Here is a 20,765-nt window from a genome sequence, read left to right as displayed (position 1 = left end):
TGGCGTCAAGAACCCCGCGTGAAGTGGGAACTTGTGAGTTGGAAAAAGCTTTCCAGCGCTTCTGGCCGCTCATGGGGAGTGCGGCGCTCTATCGAAATGCGCTTTTGTCCCTTCTTCCTGCGTCTGTATTTTTCAGCAGGGGCACGCTCACGCGGCGGCCGGAAAGGTGAAAGCTGACCCGCATTTGGGCTAGTTCGCGTGGAAAGTCAAGTGCGGTGCACAAGAAAGCCTTAAGCTGGGTCAGGCGAGGGCATGACGAGGACGAAGCTTTGCGATGCGGTCTCCGCGCCGTTGACGAGGATGGCGATGCGATGTTCGCCGGGATAATAGCGTCGCGTGGTGATCGGCCGCATGGCGTGGCGGCGCTCAATCGTATGGCTTTGCCCCGGAGCAAGCATTATCGCCTTGCACTTGAAGACCTTGGGTGAGAGCGAGCCGTCGCTCTTCACATGGTGAATGGCGTAGTCGATCATCAGTGACTGCGCTCGCTCGCCGGCGTTTGTCACCCGGATTTCGAAATCCAGCCCTTCGCCGAACATCACCTCAGTATTCCGGAGCCGCAGTTCGCATTCGAGCGAAGCGGTGGCGGCAAAGCCGAAATTGGCGAGCGCCTGCGCGTGGCCCTTCTTCAGAAGCGTGCGCGAGGCATGTTTCAGCAGCCAGCGACGTTCGGATGAAGTACCGTCGATATGACTAGCGACGAAGGCGGCGACCAGGTCCGGGTGATCCTTGGCGACGTCGTTCAGGCTGTTGGCCACGGAGCGGCGGACATATTCCTCCGGATCATCCATCAGCGCAGTGATGGGCAGGATCGGTGCCGGATCCTTGACGAGTTGCGGCAGGCGCATCGCCCAGGGCAGGCGCGGCCGCGTTCCCTCGCTCGCCAGCCGGCGCACATGCTGGTCGGAATCGTCGGCCCAGCCGGAAATGATTGCGAGTGAGCGTTGCTGGTCGCGGTGGATAAAGGGGCGGATGCCGAATTCGGCAGTGAAATGCGGCGTCAACGCCTTCAAGAGATCGAGGCCGAGATCGAAATGATCAAGGCCGCGTGCGGCGATGAACTGATTGACCGGCAGCAGCATCCAGCCTGTCAGTCCAGGCTTGCTTTCCGAGGGGAGGCTTACCTTCAGAATGGCGGCGGCCTCCGGGAAATTGTCGGGAAGCGTTGAGAACAGCGCGTCGCGGATCAGGGCCGATCGCTCCATCAGTTCCAGCGCCTGAAGGCCACCGGTCGCTAGCGTCACGAAGCGGCCCTTGTCGAACGACGGGGAATTGCCGGCGATTCGATCGGCCATTTCGGCGATCAACGCTTCATGCAGCAGGTTCTTGAGCGGTTCCGGCATGCTGATCCTCCTTTGCGCCGGGGACGCATTGGACCGGCGCCGCCGGGAGGTCAAGCGGCGCCGGATGCGATTTCTTCTATTCCGTGCAGACTTTGACGCGGTAGGGGTCGCCCCAATCGTCGTGTCGCCATTCGAGGTGGCAGTAGGACGGCCGGTAATAGGTCCGGTAGACCGGATAGGGGCGATAATAGGGGTAAGCAGGATAGACCGGGTAGGCGGGACGGGCGGCCTCCGACAGCAGAGCGCCACCGACGACGCCGGCTGCAAGGCCGCCCCAGAAGGCATCGCGTGGACGGGCATCGGCAGTGGTGGCGGTGGCGAGCGAGGCGCCGGCAAAGGTCAGGGCGATCAGGCCCGTCGCCATGGTCTTATGAAGAACGGACATGCTATTTTCCTTTCATGGGCATGGCTTCCATAAAGCCATGCCGAGACTCGGCCCGGATCGCGGCAGCGCAATGGCCGCACAAGCCGTTCGGCATTAAATTTTCGTCATGATTTCAACGGATCCCAACGTCGAAAGAAATTATTGCCGGCGTCCTTTCAGTCTCGTGCAAGCCGGGGCTGGTAATCTCGGATTATCTTCAGCTTGGTGAGCCGGCTTGTAAAATTCCGCTGTCGAAATTTATGGTTAAAACCTTGTTAAAAGCCTTGGCGTTATAGTTTTTGTAGTCGATATTTCGTTCATTGCGGGAGCGATATTTTTGAAATCAGCCGGGGAACTTCTGGAGTTGGCTTGCCGCCGGATCGCTGATCTGGATACCCCGGCCTATGTCAAGAACAGCGAGCTGCGTTATATCGCCGTCAATGAGGCCTATGCCCGTTTCCTCGGCCGCGAGATCTCCGATTTCATCGGCAGGCGCAGCCGCGAGCTTCTCGACCGTCCTGAAGAAGAGGATCGTGAGGACAAGGAGCGCCGCGCACTGGTGTTCGGCACAGAGGAAAACGCCATCTGCTTTGATGCGGCCGGCCTCAGCCATGAGCGTATCCAGATCGAAAGCTTTTCGCCATCGCCGGAGCGAGCCTATGTGCTCGGCATCTTCGAAGTGCGCGAGACGCCACGCCGCGCCCTTGGAGACGGGAAGGGCGCCGACGATCATGGCCTTGCCGGCGCTTTCGCCCGCGTGCGCGAGGCGCTGGAAAAGCTCGACCACCCGATCGGCATTTTTGCCGAAGACGGCCGGCCTCTGGTCATCAACGCCGCCTATCGCAACGGCGAGAAACCCGTAGCCCCTACCGATTCGAGCTGGCACGCGAGCGTCGACGAACGAGACCTGCTGCGCACCATCATGGAGGATCTGCCGGTCGCAGTTTTCGTGCGCGACGAGAAACATCACCTCGTCTATGCCAACCAGTATTATGAGACTTTCAGCGGCCACCAGCGCTCGCGGGTGCTGGGAATGACCGAATATGAAATGTTCGGGCCGGAGGGCGGCGAGGCGATCTACCAGGAAAACCGGCTGTCGCTGGAACAAGACCTGTCGCAGGAGCTGGAAGGCGTAATGCCGAGCAAGGATGGCCGCATCCATCCCGTGATCTCGCGAGTCAAGCGTGTCGTGACGGCGGATGGGCGAGCCTATGTCGTCGGCTCCTTTTCTGACATTTCACCGCTCAAGGAGCGGGAGAAGGCACTGATCGAAGCGCGGAAGCAGGAAGAAGTGCTGCACCGGGATATCGAGAATATTCTGCGCTCGCTGCCGGTCGGCGTGCTGATCCTCGATAACGATCACCAGATCCTCTACGTCAACGACGAATTCTACAGCATCTGGGAGCTGCCGCTCGACGACCCCTTTGACGGGCGCCCCTTCATCGACGTCATCCGTCGCAATTATGAGCTCGGTCGCTACAACGGCACGCAGACACCAGAGGAAATCTACGCTTTCCGCAAGCACCTGTTCGAAACCGAGGAGCCCGAGCCGATCGAGCTCGGCTGGGCGGGCGGCAAATCCGTCATCTTCGATAGCCGCCGTATCTCCAACGACCGGATCCTGCTCACCTATGCCGACATCACGGCCGTGCGTGAGCGGGAAAATGAAGTCCACGAGGCCCGCGCCGCGCTGGAACAACTCGGCGAGATGATGCGCGACGCGACCCATGCCATGCCACAGGGCCTGGCCATCGTTCAGGACGGCATTATCAAGCTGTCCAACGAGGCGCTTTCTGACATCTTGCAGATTCCGGCCACCTATCTCGAAACCGGCGAGGGCTGGATTGGCATGTTCGAATTTTGCGCGGCGCGTGGCGATTTCCACGATGCCGCCGCCGAAATCCTGCAGGGCTGGCGCGACAATATCGCGGCCAGGCTGCCGATTTCCACCGTCTTCCATGTCGACGGCGAGCGATGGGTGAACATGGATGCGACGGTCAGCAAGGGGCAGCACTGGGTGGCGCTCTTCACTGACGTCACCGAGCTGAAGAGCCGCGAGGAGGAACTGCGCCAGCTGCTGTCGCGCGCCGAAGCCGCCGATCGCGCCAAATCCGAATTCCTTGCCAATATGAGCCATGAGATCCGCACGCCGATGAACGGCGTGCTTGGGATGGCGGAACTGCTTGCCAAGACCAATCTCGATACGCGCCAGAAGACCTTCGTCGACATTATCGTCAAATCCGGCAATGCGCTGCTGACGATCATCAACGACATCCTCGACTTCTCGAAGATCGACGCCGGGCAGATGAAACTGCGCAAAACCGCCTTCGATATTACCGAAGCGGTGGAGGATGTGGCGACACTCTTGTCCTCGCACGCCGCCGAGAAGAACATCGAACTCCTGGTGCGGGCCGCACCCGATTTGCCCGCAGCCGTGATCGGCGACGCCGGGCGGTTCCGCCAGATTGTCACCAATCTCGTCGGCAACGCCGTCAAATTCACCGAGCGTGGCCATGTCTTCGTCGATGTCGGCTTCGAGCCGGCCGCCGGCGGCGAGATCATGGCGTGCATCCGTATCGAGGATACCGGGATCGGCATCCCACCGGAGAAGCTCGAATCGGTCTTCGACAAATTCTCGCAGGTGGACGCCTCGTCGACCCGGCGGCATGAAGGAACCGGCCTCGGTCTTGCGATCACCGCCGGGCTGGTTGACCTTTTCGGCGGTTATCTCAACGTCGAAAGCGAATGGGGCAAGGGCTCCGTCTTCACCATCAACCTGCCGTTTGCAGTGGCTGCCGCTCGACTTGAGCCGAAGCCGTTGCCGATCAACGTGCAGGGTGCGCGTATCCTCGTCGTCGACGACAATGAAGTGAACCGGCGAATCCTCACCGAGCAGCTGTCTCTCTGGGGCTTCGACGGCGTGGCCGCCGAGGGCGGCGGCACCGGGCTTGCGATCCTGGAGGCGGCGGCCGGTCTCGGCATTACCGTCGATGCCGTCGTGCTCGATTATCACATGCCCGATATGAACGGCGCCGATGTCGCGCGCCGGCTGCGCGCCGATCCCCGCTTCGTCGAACTGCCGATCATCTTCCTGACGTCAATGGATATTTCGGGCACGGAGAAGGAATTCGCGGCGCTGAACGGCCATGCGCATCTGATGAAACCGGCGCGCGCCAACGTGCTGCGCAACACCGTCGTCGAGGTGGTGCGCGCCAGCCGCGTCAAACAGGCCTCCGAGGCCGAGATCGCCCGGCTGCAGACGGAAGTGGCCGTGCCCGCGCCGGCGCCCGTGCCGCAGAAGCGGGCCGCTGAATTCGTCGACGTGCTCGTCGCCGAAGACAACGAGGTCAACCAGATCGTCTTCACGCAGATCCTGCAAGGCACGGGTCTTTCCTTCCTCGTCGTCGACAATGGCGAGGAAGCGGTCGCCGCCTGGGAGCGGTATACGCCGCGCATCATCATGATGGACGTCTCGATGCCTGTCATGAACGGCCATCAGGCGACGCAGACGATCCGCGAACGGGAAAAGGGACAAGGCCATCGAGTGCCGATCATCGGCGTCACCGCCCATGCGCTCGAAAGCGACCGCGAGCTCTGCCTCGATGCCGGCATGGACGATTACATGTCGAAGCCGATCAGCCCCGAACTGCTCGAGGAAAAAATCCGCCAGTGGCTCGGAACGAGCGAGCAGCAGCCGGAGCGCACCAGCTACTGATTTGAACCTTCGGAAAACAGGATGCTCTCGAAATCCTGGGCGCCGTTGAGGATATGCAGGATCTCGATACGATCCTCGCCAACGCGATAAAAGATCAAATAGTTGCCGTAAGGACGGCGGCGAACGCCGGTGCGTTCGTAACGTGGAACCAATGAAAAACCGTTCGGAGTTTCGGCCAGACGCTCACACCGTTCCAGCAGTTCTTGAATGAAGCTTGCCGCCCGCTGCGGATTGTCCTCAGCGATATAGTCGCCAATACGTTCGAGATCCGCCTCCGCCTGGGCGGTGATGAGGACGATCACGAACGGCCGTCATATTTGGCCGCAAGGCGGGCGGCGACATCGCTGATGGGCTTGAAGCGACCTGCTTTCGCGTCGGCGATCCCCTGGCTGATTGCCAGATCGAGCGCCATCAACCGTTTTTCCCGCTCCTCGACAAGCCGGACACCTTCCCGCAGAACTTCACTGCGAGAGTTGTAACGCCCCGATTTCACAAGTTCGTTCACATAGTTTTCGAGTTGCTGTCCAAGATTCGCGCTGCTGGCCATACTGGTTCCTCTCGGACTATTATCGCACAGAGTGATAACTGTTAGCAACTCAGCCGTTTGAATCGATCGCACTTGCCCGAGTTTACTTGATGCCGCAGAGCATTTCGCGCTTGCCGGCAAAGCCCTTGCGGCGCTCGACGGCAAAACCTGCAGCGATGAGATTGCGGCGCACGAAGCCGGCCGCCGCATAGGTGGCGAAAGTGCCGCCGGCTGCGCTTTTCTCGCAGACGAGCCGCATCAGTTCTTCCGACCACATATCGCTGTTGCGCGACGGGGCGAAGCCGTCGAGATACCAGGCGTCGAAGCCGGGTTTGGCCTCTGCAACGCCATCGAGTGCGCGGCCGCAGACCACGCTGAGCGTCGTCTGAGAATCGAGGTTCAGCGAGACGGTGCCAGCAGGCGCTTGCGGCCAAGCCGCCGTCAGCGATCCGCGTTCGACATCGATCTCCGGCCAATGCGACAGCGCCCTGCCGATTTCTTCGCTGCGCATCGGATAAAGTTCGAAGGAGATGAAATGCAGGTGCTGGCCGTTCGCACGATGGAGCTTCCATTGCCGCCAGGTTTCAGTGAAGTTCAGGCCGGTGCCGAAGCCGAGTTCTCCGATCTGGAATCTCTGCCGCCCATTCCAGCGCTCCGGCAGGCCGTTGCCGGCGAGAAAAACGTGGCCGCATTCCAGCCGCCCATCGGTCTGGCAATAAAAATGATCGCCAAAGGCGGTGGAATAGGGCATATCGCCGTCGCGCCATTCGAGCGGCTGCGGCGCGCCCGCGCCAATCTGATCGGGGTTCACGTCTATCATGGAAAAAGCCGATAGTCCTCAGCCGGTCTCAGGTCAATCGTCCTTAGAATTGCTGATTGTCGGCGGCGGCATCATGGGGCTCTGGGCGGCCGTCCATGCCGAACGCCGGGGCATCCGTGCTCTAATCGCTGACGCCGGCAGGTTGGGCGAAGGTGCAAGTGGTGGCCTGCTCGGCGCGCTGATGCCGCATATGCCGGACCGGTGGTCGGAGAAGAAGCAGTTCCAGTTCGATGCGCTGGTCTCGCTCGAAGCCGAAATCACAGCGCTCGAAGCGGAGACCGGGCTTTCCGCCGGGTATAACAGGTCCGGACGGCTGATCCCGCTGCCGAAGCCGCATCTCAACAAAATAGCGCGTGGCCATTTTGAGGACGCCGAACGCCATTGGCGGGCGGGTGACCGCCGCTTCCACTGGCATGTGCTCGACGGCCTTGATATGGACGGTTGGATCGAGGCGTCTGCCGGCGAGAGCGGCTTCGTACACGACACACTCGCCGCCCGCGTTGCGCCCCGCTTGCTGATCGCAGCGCTCATCGCCTTCCTGCGGCGGGCAAAGCATGTTCGCGTCCAGGAGAATGCGGCGATTGCCGGCCTCGACCCCGATCGCGGCATGGCCGAAATAAACGGCGAAACCATCGTTTTCAGTCACTGCATCCTGGCCGCCGGCCATCAGTCCTTTCCGTTGTTGCAGGTCCTGACGCCGGGGCTGAAACAGCCGCTCGGCCAGGCGGTCAAGGGGCAGGCAGCGCTATTGAAAGCCGATATCGACCCGGCGCTGCCGACGATCTTCCTCGACGGGCTCTATGTCGTCGCGCACGAGGGCGGGCAAGCGGCAATCGGCAGCACCAGCGAGAACCGTTTTGACGACCCGACGTCGACCGACGCCCAGCTCGATATGCTGATCGAGGCGGCGCGCGGCATCGTGCCATCTCTTCGCGACGCCCCCGTTGTCGAGCGCTGGGCCGGGCTTCGCCCAAAGGCGATAGACCGGGATCCGATGATCGGCCGCCATCCCGAACATCCACGCCTGATCGCGCTGACCGGCGGCTTCAAAGTCAGCTTCGGCCTCGCCCACCGGCTGGCGGAGGCGGCGATATGTATCGCAGACGATGCAGACTGCGGATTTTTGCTGCCGGAAAGCTTCGCAATCTCAAGCCACATCGCGGCGGCTTCACGTTAAACGTGAATTAGGCGCTGCTTCGTTTCGTTATTCTGTCATGCAAATCACCTATCTGCTTGCGCATCGACAGCGCCGGATCTGAACGGCGCTTACTTCCTTGATGGAGGAAATTGCATGCGCTATGCCATTTGCTTCACGCCTCCGGCGAGCGACCTGTTGTCGCTCGTGGCCGCCAATTGGCTTGGCCGAAACGTGTTTTCGGGCGATATGATGGAGCCTCCGGCAGTTCGTGGCCTCGGTATTCACGAGATCGCCTTCCATACCGCCGTGCCCCGGCGCTACGGTTTTCATGGCGTCTTGAAAGCGCCATTTCAGCTGTCCAACGACATGTCCGAATCGCAACTCCTGCGCGATCTGATGCGTTTTTCCGGGACCTTCGTTCCCTTTCAGATTCCGCGTATCGAAGTCGCCCGGCTCGGCAATTTCTACAGCTTGCTGCCGAGCACGCCTTGCGAGCAGATCCAGTATCTCGCCTCGGCGATCGTGCAGGAATTCGATCGTTTCCGCGCACCGCTCAGCGAGGCCGAGATCGAACGCAGTGATCCGGACGGGCTATCGGCGGCACAGTTTGCCAACCTTCATCGCTGGGGCAATCCCTATGTGATGGAAGAGTTCCGCTTTCATATGCCGGTGACAGGCCCCGTCAACGCGATCGACATGCCGCGCATCGAGCCGGCGCTGCGGACGATCTTCGAGCCTGTCTTGAGTGAGCCGGTCACGGTTTCGAACGTGGCGCTGATGATCGAGGAGGGCACGGGCGGCCCTTTCCGCGTTCATTCGCTGCATCCGATGGGTAAGGTCAGCGCGCGCAGGATCGCCTGACGAACCAATGCCTCAAAGGTTGGCGCCGGAGCGCCGGCGTTCGGACAGAACTCCGTTGCGCAGTTTCCGGCTCGACATTCCGGCTACGGATGCTACCGTTTCCTCTGTCTTTTCAGAGGGTGATTTAATGGTATCCGAGACTTATCCGCGCAATCTTGTCGGCTATGGGCGCCTGACGCCCGATCCGAAATGGCCGGACGAGGCGCGTGTCGCCGTGCAGTTCGTCATCAACTACGAGGAAGGCGGCGAAAGCTCGATCCTCGACGGCGATGCGGCCTCCGAAAACCTGCTATCGGAGATCGTCGGCGCGGCCGCCTGGTCGGGACAGCGCAACCTCAACATGGAATCGATCTACGAATATGGTTCGCGTGCTGGCTTCTGGCGGCTTTGGCGGATGTTCACAGATCTCAACGTGCAAGCGACCGTCTACGGCGTGACGCTGGCGATGGCCCGCAACCCCGAGGCCGTCGCCGCGATGAAGGAGGCCGGTTGGGAGATCGCCAGCCACGGCTACCGTTGGCTGGAATACAAGGATTTTCCCGAGGATCTGGAGCGCAAGCATATCCTCGAAGCGGTGCGCCTGCATACCGAACTTACCGGTGAGCGGCCCTATGGCATGTATCAGGGCAAGCCTTCCGACAATACGCTTCGGCTGGTGCAGGAGGAGGGCGGTTTCCTCTATTCCTCCGATTCCTATGCCGACGACCTGCCTTACTGGGTGAAGGGCGTCGACGGGAAACCCTTCCTGATCATCCCCTATACGCTCGAAACCAACGACATGCGTTTTGCCACGCCGCAGGGCTTCAATGCCGGCGATCAGTTCTTCACCTATCTAAAGGACGCCTTCGACACGCTTTACGAGGAAGGCAAGGCGGGCAGCCCGAAGATGATGTCGGTCGGCCTGCATTGCCGCCTCGTCGGGCGCCCGGGCCGGGCGGCGGCGTTGAAGCGCTTCATCGAATATGTACTGAAGCACGACAAAGTCTGGATTCCGCGCCGCATCGAGATCGCCGAGCACTGGCACAAGCACCATCAGCCGGAAGCGCTGTGATGATGTCGCGCGAGGATTTCGTCTCCCGCTTCGGCGGCGTCTTTGAACATTCGCCTTTCATCGCCGAGCGCGCCTATGACGCCGGCCACGTGACGGAGCCACTGGCGGCAGCCGGTGTGCATGCGGCCCTTGCCGCCATCTTCCGGGCGGCAAGCCCGCAGGAGCGTCTCGGGGTGCTCTGCGCCCATCCCGATCTTGCCGGGCGCCTTGCCATCTCTGGCGATCTCACGGAAGACAGCCGGAAGGAGCAGTCCGGCGCCGGTCTCGACCGCCTGAACCCGGCCGAACATGCCCGCTTCACCGAACTCAATTCGGCCTATGTCGAAAAATTCGGCTTTCCCTTCATCATCGCCGTCAAGGGGCTTACAAAGGACGACATCCTGTCGGCGTTCGAAGCGCGGATCGGCAATGGCCGAGACGAAGAATTGGCGACCGCGGCCGCGCAAGTCGAGCGGATCGCGCTGCTGCGCCTGACATCGATGCTGCCGGAGGCTGAATGAAAGAGCGGCGAGCGATCGACTATCTCAATGAGATGTATGAGGCGGCATCCGAAGCGCTGACCTTCGTCGGCGGAATGGATGAGGCTGCGTTTACCGGGGACAAGCTCACCTTCAAGGCGGTTGTCTTTTGCCACTTCACCATCGGTGCGGCGGCGTCCCGCCTGCTGGTGACACATCCGGAATTTGCGACCGAGCATCCCGACTTGCGGTGGACGAAAATCTGCGGCACGGGCAACCGTATCCTCGACGATCTCTTCGATCTCGATCCCTCCGAGATCTGGGAGGCGACGTATCGCACACTGCCGGAGCTTCTCTCCGCGATCGATGCCATCCGTCACTGGCATGCGCAAGGCGAGTGAAGTCATGCCCGATTTTCTCGGCATCCGCCCGCTCACCCGATCCGCCTTTGCTCCCTTCGGCGAGGTGATCGAGGCCGATCCGGCCGCAATGCGGCTCATCAATGGCGGCACAACGGAGCGTTTCCATGCACTCGCCGCCACTGAGGCGACGGGCGAGGATGCGCGCGTCGTCATCAACCTCTTTCGCGGCCAGCCGCGTAGCTTCCCCTATGAAGTCACCATGATGGAGCGCCATCCTTTCGGCAGCCAGAGTTTCTCGCCGGTCTCGGGCCGTCCTTTTCTCGTCGTCGTCTCCGAGGATGAGAACGGCCGCCCGGGCAGGCCGCAGGTGTTTCTGGCGCGCGGCGACCAGGGGGTGAACTATCGCCGCAACGTCTGGCATCATCCGCTGATGACGCTTGGCCAAGCCTCAGATTTCCTGGTCGTCGACCGCGACGGACCGGGCAACAATCTGGAAGAATTCTTTTTCGAAACCCCCTATATCATCGAAGAGCCAGCCCCATGACCGGACTGACCACGCATGTTCTCGACACCGCTCTCGGCAAGCCGGCCGAAGGCTTGAGGATCGATCTTTTCCAGCTCGACGGCGAGATTCGCAGGCATCTGAAGACGGTGGAGACCAATGCCGACGGCCGGGTTGATGGCGGCCCTATCCTCATTGGTGAAAATTTTCGAGCCGGTACCTACGAACTGGTCTTCCACGCCGGCGATTATCTGAGGGCCAGCGGCACGCCGCTGCCGCATCCCGCCTTCCTCGATCTCGTGCCGATCCGCTTCGGCATCGCCGACGTCACGGCGCACTATCATGTGCCGTTGCTGATATCGCCCTATGGTTATTCTACTTACCGAGGGAGCTGATGAGAGCCTTTCCTGGTCAGATTGCAGCATTCTGCCGGAGCAGGTTTTCGTCGGGGCAGAGGCGATTGGCGAAGGGCATACTTCGTGGTACGTCCGAGCCGATCGCCTCTGCCCCGGAAAGATGCCCGGCCCTTCGGGTTGGCTGAAACGGGCCGGCTAATCGACCGGCCGGCTTGGCCGTAGAGCTTGGCTACGACGCGCGCCGGCCGGTCGACCATCCGACTCCGTTTGAGCCAACAGAATGCTTCAATCTGACCAGGAAAGGCTCTAGAAATGCGGTTTGCAGCAATTGCCGATATCCACGGAAACCATCTGGCGCTCGAGGCAGTGCTTGTTGATATTCGCGCGCAACGCGTCGAGGAGATCGTCAATCTCGGCGATTTCTTCAGCGGCCCGCTCGAGGCCGGCAGGACGGCAGACTTGCTGATGCCGCTCGGCCTGACGTCGGTCCGCGGCAATCACGACCGCTACCTGATCGAACAGGATCCGGCGGCTATGCATGCTTCGGATGCCGCCGCCTACCGGCAATTGACGCCATCCCACCTCGACTGGCTGGGCGGCCTGCCGTCCGATACCGTTTATAGCGGCGAGGTCTATCTCTGTCACGCGACGCCGAAGGACGACAATCTCTACTGGATGGAATCGGTTTCGCCGGAGGGCTTCGTCTTCCTGAAGCCGATCGAAGCGATCGAGGCGCTGGCCGAAGGCATCGACCTGCCGCTGATCCTCTGCGGCCACAGCCACATTCCCCACGCCGTGCGGCTTTCCGATGGCCGCCTGATCGTCAATCCCGGCAGCGTCGGATGCCCGGCCTATGACGACGAACTGCCTTATTACCACAAGGTGGAAGCCGGCCATCCGCTGGCGAGTTATGCCATTCTGGAAAAGACGGCGGGCGGATGGACATGGCAGTTCCGAACCGTCGCCTATGACCACATGGCGATGTCGGCACTGGCCGCCGAAAGGGGCCGTGCCGACTGGGCGAGCGCGCTGGCAATGGGTTGGGTGAGATAGAGCATGATGCCGAAAATTGTGAGCAGTTTTCAGGCGACATCATGCTCTAACTATTTAATTTAGAACAGAATTCAGATTTTAGGCCGAACCGGCCTAAAATCATCCTGTTCTAGTCCAGACCCGCTTGCGCGGCGATCAGTCCTTCTTTGGTGCCGGCTTCGGCGCCGGAGGGATGATCGTTTGTGTCGGGGCTGCGGCCGGTATTGCCGGCTTTGCCGGGGCGGGCGTTGCCGGTCTCGCCGGTTTTGCTCCATCGAGATTTCCCAGAAGGGATGAGATGGCATCGTCGCCCTCGAAGCCGGCTTCCTTCATCAATTTGTCGAGAATCGGTTTGTTCGCCTGGTAGGAGAGGAGCTGGCCGGCCAGTCCTTCGCCAAGCCCGATACCGTTTCCGCCGGTCGCTCCATTTCCGCGACCGAGCATGCCGCCGGTGTCGAATATCCTGATATCGGAGATTTTCTCGATCGGCTTGACCGCTTCGGCGAGCGCCTGCGGAATGATGCGGATCCGTTCGCGGGTGATCTCGAACTCGATGATAGCAGAGCTCAGCTTGTTGCGCGCGTCGTTGAGCAATGCCTCGCTCTCGGCCGCGGCCTTGCCGGTTTCGAGAATGCCCTTGGCCTTGATGATCGCCGCATCCGCCTCGGCGGTTGCGAGCGTCTTGATGGCTTCGGCCTGGTCGCTTGCCGCCTGTTTTTCGGCCTCGGCGCCGACGGTGACGGCAGTCGCTTCCGTCTCGGCTTTCTTGCGCGCATCGATCACGGCAATCTGCTTTTCGCGTTCGGCAATCTCGATCGCCTTGGCGGTGCCGACCTTTTCTTCTGCTGCTATCGCCAGCGCGCGGGCCGTTTCAGCCGCCGCCTTCGCCTCGGATTCTTCACGGCTCTTGTTGGCAACGGCGATCGCGCTCTCCTGTGCCACGATCTGGAGGTCACGCTTGGCTTCGGTTTCGCGTTGCTGGACGGCACGGGCGGCGTCGATGTTGGCGCTTTCGCGAGCCTGTTTGGCAGATGCCTCGCGTTCGGCGATCGCCTGTTCGGAAGCGATTCGGGCTTCCTCCTCGGCGCGTTTTGCGGCCTGCTCCTGCTGCGCGGTTTCGGCGCGTGTCGCCGCGGATTTGTTGGCGATGTCCCGTTCCTGGCTGAGTTCGGCTTCCCGCTTGGTCCGCTCGATGGTCAGCGATTGCTGACGGGCCTCGAGATCCTTCTGGGCGATGGCGACTTCGGTGTCGCGAACGATCTCGTTTCGCTCCTTCTTGCGTCCCTCGGTGATGCGGGTCAATGCGGCCAAGCCTTGCGCATCGAAGAAGTTGTTGGCGTTGAAATGCTTGATGTCGGTCTGGTCGAGGCGTGTCAGCGACACGGATTCGAGTTCGAGGCCGTTCGACTGAAGATCGGCGCCGACAGCTTCCTGCACGGCCTTGACGAAATCCATGCGCTGTTCCTGCAGCGCGTCGAGATTCATCGTCGCGGCCACCGAGCGAAGGCCGTCGACGAATTTCGCCTCGATCAGGATGCGGAGAGCCTCGGCATCGTTGGTGCGGTTGCCGAGTGTCTGAGCTGCAAGCGCAATCGAGGAGGCATCGGGTTTCACGCGTACATAGAACTCGGCGCCGATATCAACGCGCATGCGGTCCTTGGTGATCAGTGCATCGCCTTCGCCGCGGCGAACCTCGAGCCGCAGTGTCTTTAGGTTAACCCGAGCGGTCGAATGGAAGATCGGCAGAACGACCGAACCGCCGTCGAGCACGACCTTCTGGCCGCCGAGACCGGTGCGCACATAGGCCTCGTCGCGGCTGGAGCGCGTGTAAAGCGAGGCGAGGACAAAACCGATGCCGAAGATCAGAACAATCCCAATGCCGGCTGGTAGAATAACGTCGTACATCATTGCTGCTCCCTCAAAGATTGATTGTCCGCATCGGCGGGGTCAACCGGCGCGGGAATGGCGATAAACACATTTGCCTTGTGATCGACGAGAAGTACCGAAGCGCCGATCGCGAGGGGACCTTCGCCCTTGGCGGCTCGGGCTCGAAGCACATGCCAGTTTCCATGCTGATCCTTGACGCGGACGCGGCCTGGCAGCCCCTGATCGAGCGGGCCGATCGAAACCTCGGCGGTCCGGCCGAGCAGGGCGTCGAGATCGACCGCATAGGTCTCGTCGCGCGGTACGATACGCGCCACGGTTCTGCTCGATGCCCTGACCATGGGGATGGTTGCCAGCGCGGCAGGTATGACGGCTATCAAGCTTGGCAGTGGCGCCCAGAAGGCGTTGGCGACGGCCTGCAACGCAAAGCCCGTCATCGCGAACAAGCCGAGCGTCAGCATCATGAGAATCAGCAGGGGAACACCGCCGAAATTGAGCCAGGAAAGGTAAGCCAGGATGCCGTCATGGCCATGAACCTCCGGCTTTCCCAGAAATTCCGTCATCGAAAAGCCCATGACCATCGCGAGCATCTCGATCGCGGTCAGGCCGACAAGGATAGTTGCGGCGATGGCGAAGGGCGCACATTCCGGTGAGAAAAGGAGCTCCATCGGCGCTACCGGTTATCCGCTTTGAAGCGGGCGAGGCGGGCTTCGATTGCCTGTTCGCGGTGCAACCGGTCGAGTTCGTCCAGTTCGGAACTATGGGCATGCTCGCCAGCGGGAACCCCGGTCAGCCGCGAGACCGCTGCGGCAGCGCGGGCGGCGTCCGGACCCGGTGCCGGCTGGCTTTGGCCGGTAGCGTGCTCGGGATGCCTTGCGATGCTGCGCTTGAAATCGGCAAGGCGAGCATCCGCCTCGCGGCGCGTGGCGAGCACGGCCTGCAGGGCTTTCTGGCCTTCGTCCACCTGTTCCCTGGCATCGGCCAGCGCCTTGTCGAGCGCTGCGATTTGGGATTCGAGATCGATCTGGCGGGCAACGCCGGCCTTTGCCAAGTCATCCCGCTGAGACGAGACGGCGAGGCGGATCTTGGAGTCGAGCGCGTTCATGTCTTCGACGATTTCGTCCCGGCGGCTCTGGATGCGGTATTCCTCCGCGCGAGCCTTGCCGAGATCGGTGCGGGCGTCTTCCGCTGCCGCATCGATCTCGCGGATCGCCTGTTCGATGACGGCGATCTTATTTACGCCTTCCGCCTTGTCGATCGCCGCATTCGCGATACCCGCGATCAGGCGACCCATGCGTGAGAGAATGCCTTCGTTCGTCATGTTTTCCTCCATCGGAGCGGAATTCGGCGTGACGCCGATGTGAATCTCGTAGCGATCCCGGCCCGAAACGAGGTAGGCCGGAAAAATACTCTCCCATCCCCGTGAATAACCCGCGACATCGTAGGGCACGGCAACGCGTCCGTGCACTGTGGCGATCGTCAGGTCCGAGGGCCCTTTGATGGCGAAGAGCTTGTCATCGAGCGGCAGATATGGCGGATCGGCGCTCACGCCGCGATTGGCGGCGAAATCGCGAAGGCCGAGTGTCACCAGCCGTGCTGGCAGGCTTGTCTGCTCGCGGACTGTTTCATAGGCAATCTCATGCAGGACGACGAGATTGGCGCCCGCCCTGTCGTGGATGAGTTCACTGAGGATGTCGATCATCCTCCGATAGGCGGCAACAGTATCGTCCAGCGCCTGCCGGGCAGAATCATCAGGCGCCAGCGTGTAGCGCAGTAGCGATGGGTGGGGTGTCTTGCCTGTGTTCGCCATGAAATAAAACATAAAGCACCGCTTTGGTGCTTTCAAGGTGCAGCGCTAAAAATGCAACCTATGTTTAACATGCAGTTGAAGGAGGAAGGCAGGGTCGATCAACCGAGACATTTCATGAGCTCCGGCTGGCGGCAGTGAAGCGGCGGCAGATCGGCTCCGCTCGCTACCGGGTGGCTGTGTGGGCCTCGCGAATACCGGCGCTGATGCGATTGATGATCGTCCATATGAGAAGTAAAGCCACCACCGCCCAAAGCCACGATGTCCATGCTGCAAACGTCCCACCGACCGCGACAAAGGTGCCGAGCGCGCCGAAAAGCACCGCACGGTCGCTTTTGCCCAGCGGCCCGTCGTAACGCCGGCTTGCGCCGACCGTTTGACCCAGAACGCCGGTAAATTCCGTCAGCGCCGAGAGGAATATGACTGATATCGCCGGCATCAAGCCGTTCGGATCGATGAGCGCGAACGGCAAATACAGGGCGACATCCGACACGACATCACCGATCTCGTTCAGATACGCGCCTAAAATGCTCTTCTGCCCATGTTCGCGCGCCAGCATGCCGTCAATGGCGTTGAGGCCCATGCGCAGGAGAAACCATATAGGCACCAGCAGGAACCAATGCGGAAGCGGGAGGACGCTCAGTAAAAGGCCCAATGCAACCGAGACGGCGGCGGCAACTGAAGTCACCTGATTGGCGGTGACGCCTCGCGCCGCGAGGGAGCGCACGAGAGGGCGAAGAATATTCTGAAACCGGGACTTCAATTGATAAACAGACATGCGACCTCAGTGGAATATCGTGGCGTTTGATCAGTCTATCTCGGCTCGGGCAGTGAAGATCGTCGTAGCTGTGAGGAAGCCCGCACTTTATATCGGTTCACGCATAGGACTTACATTTGCAACTAGACTTTTGCAATGAAAGCAAATCACTGTGCTCGCCAATGGATGAAATCTATCCACCTATCAGAATTGGAGAAGACCGTGCTGCAAACTGCCGATAGCGAGCAACCGTCCTCGACGGCCAGACCAATGCGTGAATCCGAATTCGCTTCGCATGACGGTACTCGACTGTTTTACCGGATGTGGCCCGCGACCGGGGCTTCCCCGAAGGGCGCAGTCATTCTTCTCCATCGCGGCCACGAGCATGGCGGCCGCGTCGCCCATCTCGCCACCGAGCTCGGCCTCGATGATTTTGCCTTCTACGCCTGGGACGCACGCGGCCACGGGCGTTCGCCGGGAGAGCGCGGCTATTCGCCATCCTTTGCGGCCTCGGCGCATGATCTTGATTGCTTCGTTCGCCATGTCAGCGAGACAAGCGGTGTTTCAGTCGAAGACATCGCCGTCATTGCACAGAGCGTCGGCGCGGTTCTGGCCACCACCTGGGTGCACGACTATGCGCCGCCAATCCGTGCGCTCGTGCTGGCCTCCCCAGCCTTCAGCGTCAAACTCTACGTGCCTTTTGCCAAGGAAGGCATTGCGCTCTGGGAAAAGCTCAAGGGGACATTCTTCGTTAACTCCTATGTCAAGGCGAGGTTTCTGACGCATGATCCCGAGCGGATCGCCTCGTATGAATCCGACCCATTGATCTCCCGGCCGATTGCCTCCAACATCCTGTTGCAGCTCTATGAGGCGGCGGCCCGCGTCGTCGGCGACGCCCGCGCCATTACGGTTCCAACCCAAATGCTGATCTCGGGGAGCGACTGGGTGGTGCGACAGGCACCGCAGCACCGGTTCTACGAAAACCTCGGCAGCCGAATCAAGGAACGGCATGTGCTTGCCGGCTTCTACCATGACACGCTTGGCGAAAAGGACCGCGCAATTGCGCTCGCCGAGATCCGCCGTTTTATCGATGCACGTTTCGCCGAGCCTCGGGCGCCTGTCGACCTTCGCACCGCCCATATCCAGGGCTATACCAAGGATGAGGCCGACCGGCTTGCGAGCCCTCTGGATGCCACATCTCCACGCGGCATCTACTGGGCGCTCAGCCGTCTCAACATCAGGCTCGGCGCGCTGGTGTCCGAAGGCATAAAGACCGGGGTCAAGACCGGTTTTGATTCCGGCTCGACGCTCGATTACGTCTACGAGAACAGGCCGCGCGGGCTCGGTCCCGGCGGGCGGTTGATCGACAAGGTGTTCCTCGAGGCGATCGGCTGGCGCGGCATCAGGCAGCGCAAGCTGCATTTGCAGGAACTAATCGACCGCGGGCTGCTGCACCTGAAAGCAGCCGGCCGCAGTACTCATATACTCGACATAGCGGCCGGGCACGGCCGCTATGTCCTTGATGCAATCGAGACCGCTGCCGCGCGTCCCGATAGTGCGCGGTTGCAGGACTATTCCCCGGTTAATGTCGATGCCGGCCGCAACAGCATCGCCGCGCGGGGACTGGGCGATTTCGTCAGTTTCCGCCAGCAGGATGCCTTTGACGGCGAAGGGCTGGCTGCAATCACGCCGGCTCCAGATCTCGCGATTGTCTCCGGCCTTTACGAGCTGTTTTCCGACAATGCGATGATCGCCGCTTCGCTCGGCGGGATGGCCCGCGCGATGCGGCCCGGTGGTCTGCTCGTCTACACCAACCAGCCATGGCATCCGCAACTGGAGATGATCGCCCGAGCCCTGACCTCGCATCGCGGCGGCGAGGCATGGGTGATGCGGCGGCGGACGCAAGAGGAAATGGACCAGTTGGTCGCGACAGCCGGTTTCCGCAAGATCGAACAGCGCATCGACCAGTGGGGCATTTTCACCGTCTCGCTGGCCGAGAGAGTCTGAGGGCAAAGCGTGGAGAAGGCACGTTCAACTTTTTCCCAGACAGCGCTGGTCCCGAAGCGGGCAGCGCTCTGGCTCGCCTTCCTGGCGCCGTTCTTCTATCTGAGCTATGGCGGCGCCAATTGGCTGGCTTCGCAACGCGCTGATGTGCCGAACGTCGCCTTTGTATGGGAAAGCGCCATTCCTTTCCTCGGGTGGACGATCATTCCCTATTGGTCGATCAATCTATTCTATGCACTCTGCCTGTTCATCAACACGACGCCGCGCGATGTGGATAGGCTGGCGAGGCGTTATCTGACGATCCAGATAATAGCCGTCGCCTGCTTTATCGCGTTTCCCCTCGAAGCGACCTTCGTGCGGCCGGCAACGAGCGGCCTGCCTGGTTTCATGTTTGCCGTGCTCGGCGGCTTCGATAAGCCGTTCAACCAGGCGCCGTCGCTGCATATCGCGCTCCTGGTGGTGATCTGGGACCATCTGCGCGGCCGGTTGCCGCGCAAGGCACGGCTCCTCTGGCACGTATGGTGCTTCCTGATCGGTGCCTCCGTGCTGACGACGTGGCAGCATCACGTCATCGACATACCGACCGGCATGCTGCTCGGCTTTTTTGCCGCCTGGCTTTTTCCGCGCGGTGCCGGTTCGCCTCTCGCGAATTTTACGATGAGCGGCGATCCAAAGTCGCGCCGTCTCGGCTTCTATTATCTGTGCGGTGCCGTCGCATTTCTCGGCCTTGCGGCGCTCTTCACTCCTCTATCGGCGGCAGCCCTGTTGTTGCTCTGGCCGGCTGTTGCGCTGGCGATCGTCGCACTCGGATATTTCGGCGCCGGCCCGCAGATATTCCAGAAACGCGTCGATGGCCGGGCAACGCTTGCCGGCCGCTGGCTGCTGGCACCTTACCGGCTCGGCGCTCTCATCAATATTCGGCTCTGGACCCGGAGAATGCCGGCTTCTGTGGCGATCGCCGACGGCGTCCATCTCGGTCGTTTTCCGCGTCGCCACGAGGCCAACCGTTTTGCCACGGTGATCGACATGACCGGCGAACTTCAGCGCCCGAGCGGGACGCTCGCGCGCTGGTGCAGCTTTCCGACCCTTGATCTTACAGCCATCGAGAAGATCCAGGCGCTCGCCGCGGCAAACCTCATCGAGATTGCGCGCCAGCAGGGACCGGTTCTCGTCTGCTGTGCGTTGGGCTTCCAGCGGAGCGCCTGCGTCATCGTGCGTTGGCTGCTCATCACCAGACGTTGCGAAGATCCAGCCGAAGCCGTGCGGCGGATCGAACGGGCAGGGCGGCGTGTTCATCTGCCCGTGGAAAGCCTTCATGCCGTGACGGAGGGCTTGCAATGACGCAGTGGAATGTCACGGCCGCGGCGGCTGCGCGAAGTCTCGGCCGCAATTCGATCGTCTGCGGGCTGGTAGCGCTGCTGCCACTGATTGCCGGCCCGATCGCCGTGGGATATCGCGGCTTCGTTCCATCGCTCGGCTGGTTCTTGATGCTCGTTTTCTGCGTGATGGTCCTTGCGCTGGCGGTCCATCTCCTCTTCGATGCGCTGCTGTTTCGCCTTGCGTCGAGCCACGAGACAGAGGCCGCCGGCCTTGCCGCCGTCGACGACCTGTTGTCCCGGATGCAGCTTCGCAAGCCTGGCGGGGCGCCGCCTGGCTTGGAGAGGCGGATTGCTGGGTCGCGCCGCATCGCCTGGCGGCAGCGTTTTGCCCTCGCCATCTGTCTGGTGATTTTCGCGATCCTTCTGTTCGATGCAAGCGACGGCCTGCCGCTATGCTGAATCGCAT

At 61.3% G+C, this 20,765-nt stretch carries 21 protein-coding genes; 12 read left to right on the top strand and 9 right to left on the bottom strand.

Annotated features, from left to right (window positions below; genetic code table 11):
* Positions 1-230 precede the first annotated feature (230 nt).
* Positions 231-1,343, bottom strand: a complete 1,113-nt coding sequence (locus tag N2600_RS16225) for a DNA alkylation repair protein (protein ID WP_260296805.1) — start codon at positions 1,341-1,343, stop codon at positions 231-233.
* A 76-nt stretch (positions 1,344-1,419) separates the two neighbouring features.
* A complete protein-coding gene (locus tag N2600_RS16220; RefSeq protein WP_017965453.1) occupies positions 1,420-1,728 on the bottom strand; it encodes a hypothetical protein in 309 nt (102 codons plus the stop codon).
* 316 nt (positions 1,729-2,044) lie between these two features.
* Between N2600_RS16220 and N2600_RS16215 the strand changes: the two genes are divergently transcribed.
* A complete protein-coding gene (locus tag N2600_RS16215; protein WP_260296804.1) occupies positions 2,045-5,422 on the top strand; it encodes a PAS domain-containing hybrid sensor histidine kinase/response regulator in 3,378 nt (1,125 codons plus the stop codon).
* Here the strand turns inward: N2600_RS16215 and N2600_RS16210 are convergent.
* The 3 genes from N2600_RS16210 to mnmD form a co-directional block, all read right to left on the bottom strand.
* Positions 5,416-5,724, bottom strand: coding sequence for a type II toxin-antitoxin system RelE/ParE family toxin (locus N2600_RS16210; RefSeq protein WP_170260610.1), 309 nt, complete (start codon positions 5,722-5,724; stop codon positions 5,416-5,418). The two genes, N2600_RS16215 and N2600_RS16210, sit on opposite strands and share 7 nt — an antisense overlap.
* Positions 5,721-5,969, bottom strand: a complete 249-nt coding sequence (locus tag N2600_RS16205; protein WP_017965450.1) for a type II toxin-antitoxin system ParD family antitoxin — start codon at positions 5,967-5,969, stop codon at positions 5,721-5,723. The genes N2600_RS16210 and N2600_RS16205 overlap by 4 nt, the downstream gene beginning before the upstream one ends.
* 82 nt (positions 5,970-6,051) lie before the next feature.
* Positions 6,052-6,768: a tRNA (5-methylaminomethyl-2-thiouridine)(34)-methyltransferase MnmD gene (mnmD, locus tag N2600_RS16200; RefSeq protein WP_170260611.1), complete on the bottom strand. Its 717-nt coding sequence runs from the start codon at positions 6,766-6,768 to the stop codon at positions 6,052-6,054.
* Here mnmD and N2600_RS16195 point away from each other — a divergent pair.
* From N2600_RS16195 to N2600_RS16160, 8 genes are all read left to right on the top strand, one after another.
* Positions 6,767-7,945: an NAD(P)/FAD-dependent oxidoreductase gene (locus N2600_RS16195; RefSeq protein ID WP_260109202.1), complete on the top strand. Its 1,179-nt coding sequence runs from the start codon at positions 6,767-6,769 to the stop codon at positions 7,943-7,945. The two genes, mnmD and N2600_RS16195, sit on opposite strands and share 2 nt — an antisense overlap.
* 114 nt (positions 7,946-8,059) lie before the next feature.
* Positions 8,060-8,767 carry a DUF1045 domain-containing protein gene (locus N2600_RS16190; RefSeq protein ID WP_017965447.1) on the top strand — a complete coding sequence of 236 codons (708 nt, stop codon included), beginning with the start codon at positions 8,060-8,062 and terminating at the stop codon, positions 8,765-8,767.
* A gap of 127 nt (positions 8,768-8,894) precedes the next feature.
* Entirely contained in the window at positions 8,895-9,818 is a 924-nt protein-coding gene (puuE, locus tag N2600_RS16185; protein WP_170260613.1) for an allantoinase PuuE, read from the top strand.
* Positions 9,818-10,318 (top strand): 2-oxo-4-hydroxy-4-carboxy-5-ureidoimidazoline decarboxylase, encoded by a 501-nt coding sequence (gene uraD / locus N2600_RS16180; protein ID WP_017965445.1) that lies wholly within the window; start codon positions 9,818-9,820, stop codon positions 10,316-10,318. Before puuE ends, uraD begins: the two co-directional genes overlap by 1 nt.
* Positions 10,315-10,677 carry a HepT-like ribonuclease domain-containing protein gene (locus N2600_RS16175; RefSeq protein WP_017965444.1) on the top strand — a complete coding sequence of 121 codons (363 nt, stop codon included), beginning with the start codon at positions 10,315-10,317 and terminating at the stop codon, positions 10,675-10,677. Before uraD ends, N2600_RS16175 begins: the two co-directional genes overlap by 4 nt.
* On the top strand, positions 10,661-11,182 hold the full coding sequence (locus N2600_RS16170) for an ureidoglycolate lyase (protein ID WP_445944941.1): 522 nt from the start codon (positions 10,661-10,663) through the stop codon (positions 11,180-11,182). Before N2600_RS16175 ends, N2600_RS16170 begins: the two co-directional genes overlap by 17 nt.
* Positions 11,179-11,535: a hydroxyisourate hydrolase gene (gene uraH / locus N2600_RS16165; RefSeq protein WP_003541961.1), complete on the top strand. Its 357-nt coding sequence runs from the start codon at positions 11,179-11,181 to the stop codon at positions 11,533-11,535. Before N2600_RS16170 ends, uraH begins: the two co-directional genes overlap by 4 nt.
* Positions 11,536-11,808: 273 nt before the next feature.
* Positions 11,809-12,549 (top strand): metallophosphoesterase family protein, encoded by a 741-nt coding sequence (locus N2600_RS16160; protein ID WP_260296794.1) that lies wholly within the window; start codon positions 11,809-11,811, stop codon positions 12,547-12,549.
* Positions 12,550-12,684: 135 nt separating this feature from the next.
* Here N2600_RS16160 and N2600_RS16155 read toward each other — a convergent pair whose 3' ends face one another.
* From N2600_RS16155 to N2600_RS16140, 4 genes are all read right to left on the bottom strand, one after another.
* Positions 12,685-14,436, bottom strand: coding sequence for a flotillin family protein (locus tag N2600_RS16155; protein ID WP_162116451.1), 1,752 nt, complete (start codon positions 14,434-14,436; stop codon positions 12,685-12,687).
* A complete protein-coding gene (locus tag N2600_RS16150; protein WP_260296793.1) occupies positions 14,433-15,080 on the bottom strand; it encodes a YqiJ family protein in 648 nt (215 codons plus the stop codon). The genes N2600_RS16155 and N2600_RS16150 overlap by 4 nt, the downstream gene beginning before the upstream one ends.
* Positions 15,081-15,085: 5 nt before the next feature.
* A complete protein-coding gene (locus N2600_RS16145) occupies positions 15,086-16,222 on the bottom strand; it encodes a PspA/IM30 family protein (protein ID WP_222387069.1) in 1,137 nt (378 codons plus the stop codon).
* Positions 16,223-16,385: 163 nt separating this feature from the next.
* On the bottom strand, positions 16,386-16,997 hold the full coding sequence (locus N2600_RS16140; protein ID WP_222387036.1) for a CDP-alcohol phosphatidyltransferase family protein: 612 nt from the start codon (positions 16,995-16,997) through the stop codon (positions 16,386-16,388).
* Positions 16,998-17,198: 201 nt separating this feature from the next.
* On the opposite strand from N2600_RS16140, the gene N2600_RS16135 reads away from it, so the two are divergent.
* The 3 genes from N2600_RS16135 to N2600_RS16125 are packed head-to-tail and all read left to right on the top strand — an operon-like array spanning position 17,199 to position 20,758.
* A complete protein-coding gene (locus N2600_RS16135; RefSeq protein WP_260296791.1) occupies positions 17,199-18,983 on the top strand; it encodes a bifunctional alpha/beta hydrolase/class I SAM-dependent methyltransferase in 1,785 nt (594 codons plus the stop codon).
* 9 nt (positions 18,984-18,992) lie between these two features.
* Positions 18,993-20,321: a phosphatase PAP2/dual specificity phosphatase family protein gene (locus tag N2600_RS16130; protein ID WP_260296790.1), complete on the top strand. Its 1,329-nt coding sequence runs from the start codon at positions 18,993-18,995 to the stop codon at positions 20,319-20,321.
* A complete protein-coding gene (locus N2600_RS16125; protein ID WP_260296788.1) occupies positions 20,318-20,758 on the top strand; it encodes a hypothetical protein in 441 nt (146 codons plus the stop codon). Before N2600_RS16130 ends, N2600_RS16125 begins: the two co-directional genes overlap by 4 nt.
* Positions 20,759-20,765 lie beyond the last annotated feature (7 nt).

This window comes from Rhizobium sp. WSM1274 (genome assembly GCF_025200775.1).
Classification (GTDB): Bacteria; Pseudomonadota; Alphaproteobacteria; order Rhizobiales; family Rhizobiaceae; genus Rhizobium; species Rhizobium leguminosarum_I.
This window is presented reverse-complemented; position numbering and strand designations above follow the sequence as displayed.

Bases quoted from the DNA above. Each gene is read 5' to 3' on its own strand.
- N2600_RS16195 (WP_260109202.1), top strand. From the start codon at position 6,767: ATGGAAAAAGCCGATAGTCCTCAGCCGGTCTCAGGTCAATCGTCCTTA.
- uraH (WP_003541961.1), top strand. From the start codon at position 11,179: ATGACCGGACTGACCACGCATGTTCTCGACACCGCTCTCGGCAAGCCG.
- N2600_RS16150 (WP_260296793.1), bottom strand. From the start codon at position 15,080: ATGGAGCTCCTTTTCTCACCGGAATGTGCGCCCTTCGCCATCGCCGCA.
- uraD (WP_017965445.1), top strand. From the start codon at position 9,818: ATGATGTCGCGCGAGGATTTCGTCTCCCGCTTCGGCGGCGTCTTTGAA.
- N2600_RS16190 (WP_017965447.1), top strand. From the start codon at position 8,060: ATGCGCTATGCCATTTGCTTCACGCCTCCGGCGAGCGACCTGTTGTCG.
- N2600_RS16225 (WP_260296805.1), bottom strand. From the start codon at position 1,343: ATGCCGGAACCGCTCAAGAACCTGCTGCATGAAGCGTTGATCGCCGAA.
- N2600_RS16125 (WP_260296788.1), top strand. From the start codon at position 20,318: ATGACGCAGTGGAATGTCACGGCCGCGGCGGCTGCGCGAAGTCTCGGC.
- N2600_RS16170 (WP_445944941.1), top strand. From the start codon at position 10,661: ATGCGCAAGGCGAGTGAAGTCATGCCCGATTTTCTCGGCATCCGCCCG.
- N2600_RS16175 (WP_017965444.1), top strand. From the start codon at position 10,315: ATGAAAGAGCGGCGAGCGATCGACTATCTCAATGAGATGTATGAGGCG.
- mnmD (WP_170260611.1), bottom strand. From the start codon at position 6,768: ATGATAGACGTGAACCCCGATCAGATTGGCGCGGGCGCGCCGCAGCCG.
- puuE (WP_170260613.1), top strand. From the start codon at position 8,895: ATGGTATCCGAGACTTATCCGCGCAATCTTGTCGGCTATGGGCGCCTG.
- N2600_RS16145 (WP_222387069.1), bottom strand. From the start codon at position 16,222: ATGGCGAACACAGGCAAGACACCCCACCCATCGCTACTGCGCTACACG.
- N2600_RS16160 (WP_260296794.1), top strand. From the start codon at position 11,809: ATGCGGTTTGCAGCAATTGCCGATATCCACGGAAACCATCTGGCGCTC.
- N2600_RS16220 (WP_017965453.1), bottom strand. From the start codon at position 1,728: ATGTCCGTTCTTCATAAGACCATGGCGACGGGCCTGATCGCCCTGACC.
- N2600_RS16140 (WP_222387036.1), bottom strand. From the start codon at position 16,997: ATGTCTGTTTATCAATTGAAGTCCCGGTTTCAGAATATTCTTCGCCCT.
- N2600_RS16155 (WP_162116451.1), bottom strand. From the start codon at position 14,436: ATGATGTACGACGTTATTCTACCAGCCGGCATTGGGATTGTTCTGATC.
- N2600_RS16205 (WP_017965450.1), bottom strand. From the start codon at position 5,969: ATGGCCAGCAGCGCGAATCTTGGACAGCAACTCGAAAACTATGTGAAC.